The 4978-nt window shown below is 63.5% G+C and carries 6 protein-coding genes and 2 pseudogenes; 4 read left to right on the top strand and 4 right to left on the bottom strand.

The annotated features are described in order from the left end of the window. The 3 genes and pseudogenes from VN856_RS16690 to VN856_RS16680 form a co-directional block, all read left to right on the top strand. Positions 1–430: pseudogene (locus VN856_RS16690) on the top strand (hypothetical protein); the annotation flags it as partial. 99 nt (positions 431–529) lie between these two features. Next, entirely contained in the window at positions 530–991 is a 462-nt protein-coding gene (locus VN856_RS16685; protein WP_325690949.1) for a hypothetical protein, read from the top strand. 95 nt (positions 992–1086) lie between these two features. Next, a complete protein-coding gene (locus VN856_RS16680) occupies positions 1087–1488 on the top strand; it encodes a flavodoxin family protein (RefSeq protein ID WP_414686977.1) in 402 nt (133 codons plus the stop codon). A 3-nt stretch (positions 1489–1491) separates the two neighbouring features. On the opposite strand, the pseudogene VN856_RS16675 reads toward VN856_RS16680, so the two are convergent. Both VN856_RS16675 and VN856_RS16670 read right to left on the bottom strand, forming a co-directional pair. After that, positions 1492–2055 (bottom strand): annotated as a pseudogene (locus VN856_RS16675) (cupin domain-containing protein); the annotation flags it as partial. 6 nt (positions 2056–2061) lie between these two features. Then, on the bottom strand, positions 2062–2739 hold the full coding sequence (locus VN856_RS16670; protein WP_325690945.1) for a cupin domain-containing protein: 678 nt from the start codon (positions 2737–2739) through the stop codon (positions 2062–2064). Positions 2740–2914: 175 nt separating this feature from the next. Here VN856_RS16670 and VN856_RS16665 point away from each other — a divergent pair, with 175 nt between their 5' ends. Continuing rightward, positions 2915–4228, top strand: a complete 1314-nt coding sequence (locus VN856_RS16665) for a sterol desaturase family protein (protein ID WP_325690943.1) — start codon at positions 2915–2917, stop codon at positions 4226–4228. 13 nt (positions 4229–4241) lie between these two features. Here VN856_RS16665 and VN856_RS16660 read toward each other — a convergent pair whose 3' ends face one another. Together VN856_RS16660 and VN856_RS16655 are read right to left on the bottom strand one after the other, a co-directional pair. Next, entirely contained in the window at positions 4242–4535 is a 294-nt protein-coding gene (locus VN856_RS16660; protein WP_325690941.1) for a CDGP domain-containing protein, read from the bottom strand. A 27-nt stretch (positions 4536–4562) separates the two neighbouring features. Further along, positions 4563–4847, bottom strand: a complete 285-nt coding sequence (locus VN856_RS16655) for a CDGP domain-containing protein (protein ID WP_325690939.1) — start codon at positions 4845–4847, stop codon at positions 4563–4565. Between the last annotated feature and the right edge of the window lie 131 nt (positions 4848–4978).

Genomic DNA, 4978 nt, shown 5'->3' with positions numbered 1-4978 from the left:
GTTCGGACAGTACACTCGCTCACTGATGAAGGCCCTCGAGGTTCCGGTTCACAACACCTGGGGGCTGCGGCCCGCCGTGGTCGAGGGCACCAAGCAGATCGCACCCCTGACCGCGGTCCGCGACCTGGACGCAGCCAGGCTGCTCGACAACGTCACCACGTTCAACTTCCATCCCCACCTGCCGCACTACGAACTCACCGCACCGGAGAGCGACTCGGTGCGGGTGTTGGGTCGGCAACGGATCGATCCCAATAGGCACCATCCCTTCACCGCGGCGGGCAACACCGAATTCAACGCGCTGATCTGGATGCCGCCGTCGGGCCAGCGGGCCGGCGACATCGTCCTGGTCGACTCGACGAACTTCACCACGCTTTTCGGCGGCACCGACAGCCTCAAGAATTTTTGGCACAATCTTGCGACCATGAAGTGATGTTCCGGCGGTTGGGCCGTCGGTCAGCAACCAACGTCACCGTGGGGTCGATGCACAGGATTGCGGAGCGAGCGGAAGGTAGAGGTCACAATGCCCGGTATGGCAGCGATCGCCATGGGCGCGGCTCCCGTCGTCGGTGGTGCGCTGTTCGGCGCTGCGGTGGGGCAACTCAGGGGTCCCAACTTGCGCGAAGGGATCAAACAAGACTTGGAGCTGCTCGAGCAGCTGCCTGACACCGAGGCGGCCCGGCGGGAGGAGTTGCGGCGCAGCATTGACGACCGCATCGACGAGTTGATCGTGGCGGAGAACACGGCACGCCGGTTGCGCGCAGCCGCCAGTTCGTACGAAGGAAGCTGGCGTGACATCGTCCTATTTCTCTGCACGGTGCTCTTCTCGATTGTCTGGTGGTCGGTCGACCACGACCGGGGTAGCTGGCTGCCCGTGTTCATTACCACGGTTGTGGCGTCGGTCGTGGCTGCCGGCTATGCAGTCCGGGGTCTGCGCCGAAGCATGCGCAGGGTGCGTCGTCGCGTCGGTCGCGGTCAGCAGTCGGCTGGATAGAACCGGAACGTCCGCGTCCAACGTGAGATGAGGAGGCCCGGCTAGTGGCCGTGCTGTTGATTGTTCATCACACCCCGTCGCCGCACTGCCAGGAGATGTTCGAGGCGGTGGTGGCCGGGGCGACCGATCCCGAGATCACAGGCGTAGAGGTCGTACGGCGACCGGCGCTCACCGTCTCGGCGGTCGAAATGCTGGAAGCTGACGGCTACCTGCTGGGTACTCCGGCGAATCTTGGCTACATTTCGGGTGCTCTCAAGCACGCGTTTGACTGCGCCTATTACCAGCTGCTTGATTCGACGCGCGGCCGACCGTTCGGGCTGTACCTCCACGGCAACGAGGGCACCGAGGGCGCCGAGCGAGCAGTCGACACGATCACGACCGGGCTGGGCTGGGTCAAAAACGCAGAGACCGTGGTGGTTTCGGGCAAGCCGAGCAAGAGCGATGTCGACGCGTGTTGGAACCTTGGCGCGACGATCGCGGCGCAGCTGGTGGAATGACGGTCAGTGAGATCGCAGGATGGTGACTGCGTTGTCGAGCTTCTTGAAGGAAGCGAATGTGGCTGCGGGCACACCGAAGACGGCGGCCAACACGTCGGGCGGCATCTGACTCACCGCTTCGCCAATCCCGACATTGTCCTTGTCTTCTGCTGCGCTCGAGTTTTGGATGATCAGCACGTCCAGCTCTTCGGTGCCGAGGTTCTCGAAGTAGTGCAAGGATCCTTGGGGTGCGAACACGAGGTCGTCAACGTGGGCCTCGAAACTCTCGTGGTTACCGTTTCCGTCGATGAGGACCCAGCTTGCGACGCCTTTGGTGACCAGATTGAGCTCCCACGCGCTGGGGTGCCAGTGCGGTTCGCGAATACCGCCGGGCTGCAACGTGATCAGCTGGATACTGGCCTCTTGACCGGCGAGTATCGGAAAGTTCTGCTCGTGTGCCTGCTGCTGTGTGCCACCGTCATACGTGATCGGAGGTAGGGCGCCCAGTTGGAAGAGGTGTGATTTCGAGGTGATCGTCTCATCGGGTATGCGGGGATCACCGAAACGCTCGGCGTCATCAGTCATCGAATCTTCCTAATGCTTCCGGAGGACGACGATCGCTTCGTCGATCTTCTTGAAGGAGTTGAAGGTCTTTTCCGGAACGCCGAAGATGGCTGACAACACTCGGGGCGGAAGCTTACTGAGGGACTCGCCGATGCCGATGTTGTCCTTGGATTCCGGGGTACTGGTGTTCTGCACGATGACGATCTTCATGTCATCGGGGCCGCGGTTCTCGAAGTAGTGGAAGGAACCCTGGGGTGCGAACACCACGTCACCGACCTTCTGGTCGAAGCTTTCGTGGTTGCCGTTTCCGTCAACGAGAGCCCAACTTGCGACGCCCTTGGTGACGATGTTGATCTCCCATGCGCTCGGGTGCCAGTGCGGTTCGCGAATGCCGCCGGGAACCAACGTCAGAACCACGATGCTGCCGGCTTGACCTTTGAGGATCGGGAAGTTCTCTTCGTCCGCCTGCTGAAATGAGCCCCCGTCGAAACGGGCGACCGGCGAAGCGCCGAGACGGAACAGATGCGAGTGCGAGGTGATCAGCTCAGACGGTATGCGGGGATCACCGAAACGTGCCGCATCATCGGCAAGTGACACTTCGCTATCGGTGTGGTGGCCGGAGACCAGATGGTCGACGCCCACGCCGGCCGCGGCGGCCGCACCGGCCAGGCCCGCTCCACCCAGGACCTTGCGACGGTTGATTGACACCCTGCAGAAATTACTCCAGCGAGCAGGCTCGGTCTACGCACAATTTCGGTAACATCTTTCCCCGGAGGCTCAGTCCAGAGCCACCCGCTACGGGTCGATGTGTGTTGGGCGCGTGGCCAATACGGAATCACCCGTCCTCACTTTTTTCTTAGCCTCGAGAGGCATGCTGAACGGCATGCGCGGACGCCGTGCGGTGGCAGTCATGGTGTTGCTGCACGCCGCCGAGGTGGTCGCGCTCTTGACCGCCGCCACCGTGACTGGCCGTCTGGCGCGCTCGCATCCCGGCGGCGGCATGGGATTAGCGATGCTGTCACTGCTTGCAGCGGCAGTGCTGGTCGGTTGGCAGGGTTATCGATTGCTTGCCGGAAGCAGATCCCTGAACGTGGCTGGGCTGGCCGTGCAGTCGGGGATTGTCATGGTTGCAATCGCGTTCGCCACCCAGAACCTGGCCGTCGGTGGATTCGGGATCGTTGTGGCGTGCTCGGTGCTGGCGGGTTGGGGGCGGCTGGCCAAGGCCAGTTCTTCCGGTACTGCTCCGGTCGATGCGGAGCCGTCGCCGCGGAGCGTGCACGTTGCGGTGAATGGGCCGGGCACACAAATCGGTGTCAGCGGCGCGTTATTGGCGTCGCTGACGGCGCTGGTGGTCCTGGCTGCGCTCAGCGTGCGCAGCAATATCTTGTTCGGGCTGGCGATTCTTGCCGTGATCTTCATCCCGCTCGAGCGGCTTTTCGCGCTGCACCCCCGCCGAGTGCTGCGCCGGGGGTGGCGTACCGACCTGGTGCACTATCTGGTCAACGGTGCCGCATTGAAGGTGGGGCTGATCGTCTCGGTGGTCGTGGTGGGCGGCGCGTTGCGTGCGTTCGTGCCCGCACCGCTGCGTCTCGGTATCGCGGCGAGTCCAATGTGGGTGCAGATCGTGGCGGGATTCGCCATAACCACGGTCGGCGGATATGCCGGGCACCGCGCCGCGCATGAGGTTCCGCTGCTGTGGCGGTTCCACCGCGTGCATCACAGCATCCGCGACTTGGATTGGCTTGCCGCCAATCACTTGCACCCGCTGGACGAGACCTTTGGTCGCTCTGCTGCGGTGCTGCCGCTCTACGCACTGGGCTTCGGCCGGGCCAGTCTCGGCGCGTTCGTCATCCTCATTACGGTGCAGGCCATCTTCATCCACGCCAACGTGCGGATGAACTTCGGCCCCGTGCGGTGGTTGATCGCCACCCCGCAGTTCCACCACTGGCACCACGCTCGTGAACCGCGCGCCTACAACACCAACTACGCCGGAGAGTTCCCAATGCTGGACGCCTTGTTCGGGACCCTGTATCTGCCCGCCGACCGCTGGCCGGCGCAGTACGGCATCGACGAATCCGAACCGGCCGGCTATCTCCGTCAGCTCGCGTGGCCGCTGCGCACCCCATGCGCGGCGGACCCCGACGCGGTGCGCACAACGCCAGTCGAACACGGCGTCGCGGCTCCGCTCGTAGCCTGAGCGGCCCGCGCTACTAGTCGATGTGCGTTGGCGGCGTCTGCACGACGGGGTCGGCCTCCTTCGGAGGATTACCCGCGCTCATCGTGTAGCACTGGGTTTCGGTTGGGCTGTAAGGCCCGGCGTCGTGATAGGAGAGACAGCGCTCCCACAGTCCGTCCTGGTCGACGGGACTATCGCACATCTGCGCAAATGGGTGCGCTCCCCATCCCGGGTCCACGCATCCCGCGCTCGCGGTGGGCGCCGTGGCTGTCAGCCCGGCGGTCACCAGGGCGGCCCCTAGGGCTGCGGTCATGTATCGCTTTGTCATCTTGATCCTTTACCGAAGGGGACTAACTCAATCATCGATGTGCGTCGGTGGGTCGTTGAAGGCAAGGCCCCACGGGTGTAGGTCAGGGCCCATCTGATCGCAACGCCTGCTCGGCGACCGGTATCCGGAGTCGCTGCCGAAAGAATTGAATATCACGCACCGTTGCCAGGTGCCGTCGGGCTGGACGGGTCCATCGCATCGGCTGGCGGAGAGTCCGCCGTACAGGCAGCCCGCGATGGCCGGTGGCGCTGAGCCAATCAGCCCGGAAGCGAGCAGTACTGCCGCCAATCCCGCGAAGATGTGGTGCTTCATGGCCATTTCCTTATACATCGCCGCCGGCAATGAAACTACTAGTTCTGCTGCGATCTGGGGGTCAATAGTCCGCTAATCGCGGTGGCGGCATGATGGGATCGGGATCGACGGAGAATCCCACCAGGGTCGAC

It is taken from the genome of Mycobacterium sp. (genome assembly GCF_035603715.1).
Lineage (GTDB): Bacteria > Actinomycetota > Actinomycetes > Mycobacteriales > Mycobacteriaceae > Mycobacterium.
Note: the sequence above shows the minus strand (reverse complement) of the source record. Positions and strands in the feature narration are given on the sequence as shown.

What these genes read in the sequence shown, in the direction of transcription:
- VN856_RS16665 (WP_325690943.1), top strand. Translation starts at nt 2,915, where the DNA reads ATGCGCGGACGCCGTGCGGTGGCAGTCATGGTGTTGCTGCACGCCGCC.
- VN856_RS16655 (WP_325690939.1), bottom strand. Translation starts at nt 4,847, where the DNA reads ATGAAGCACCACATCTTCGCGGGATTGGCGGCAGTACTGCTCGCTTCC.
- VN856_RS16660 (WP_325690941.1), bottom strand. Translation starts at nt 4,535, where the DNA reads ATGACAAAGCGATACATGACCGCAGCCCTAGGGGCCGCCCTGGTGACC.
- VN856_RS16685 (WP_325690949.1), top strand. Translation starts at nt 530, where the DNA reads ATGGCAGCGATCGCCATGGGCGCGGCTCCCGTCGTCGGTGGTGCGCTG.
- VN856_RS16680 (WP_414686977.1), top strand. Translation starts at nt 1,087, where the DNA reads ATGTTCGAGGCGGTGGTGGCCGGGGCGACCGATCCCGAGATCACAGGC.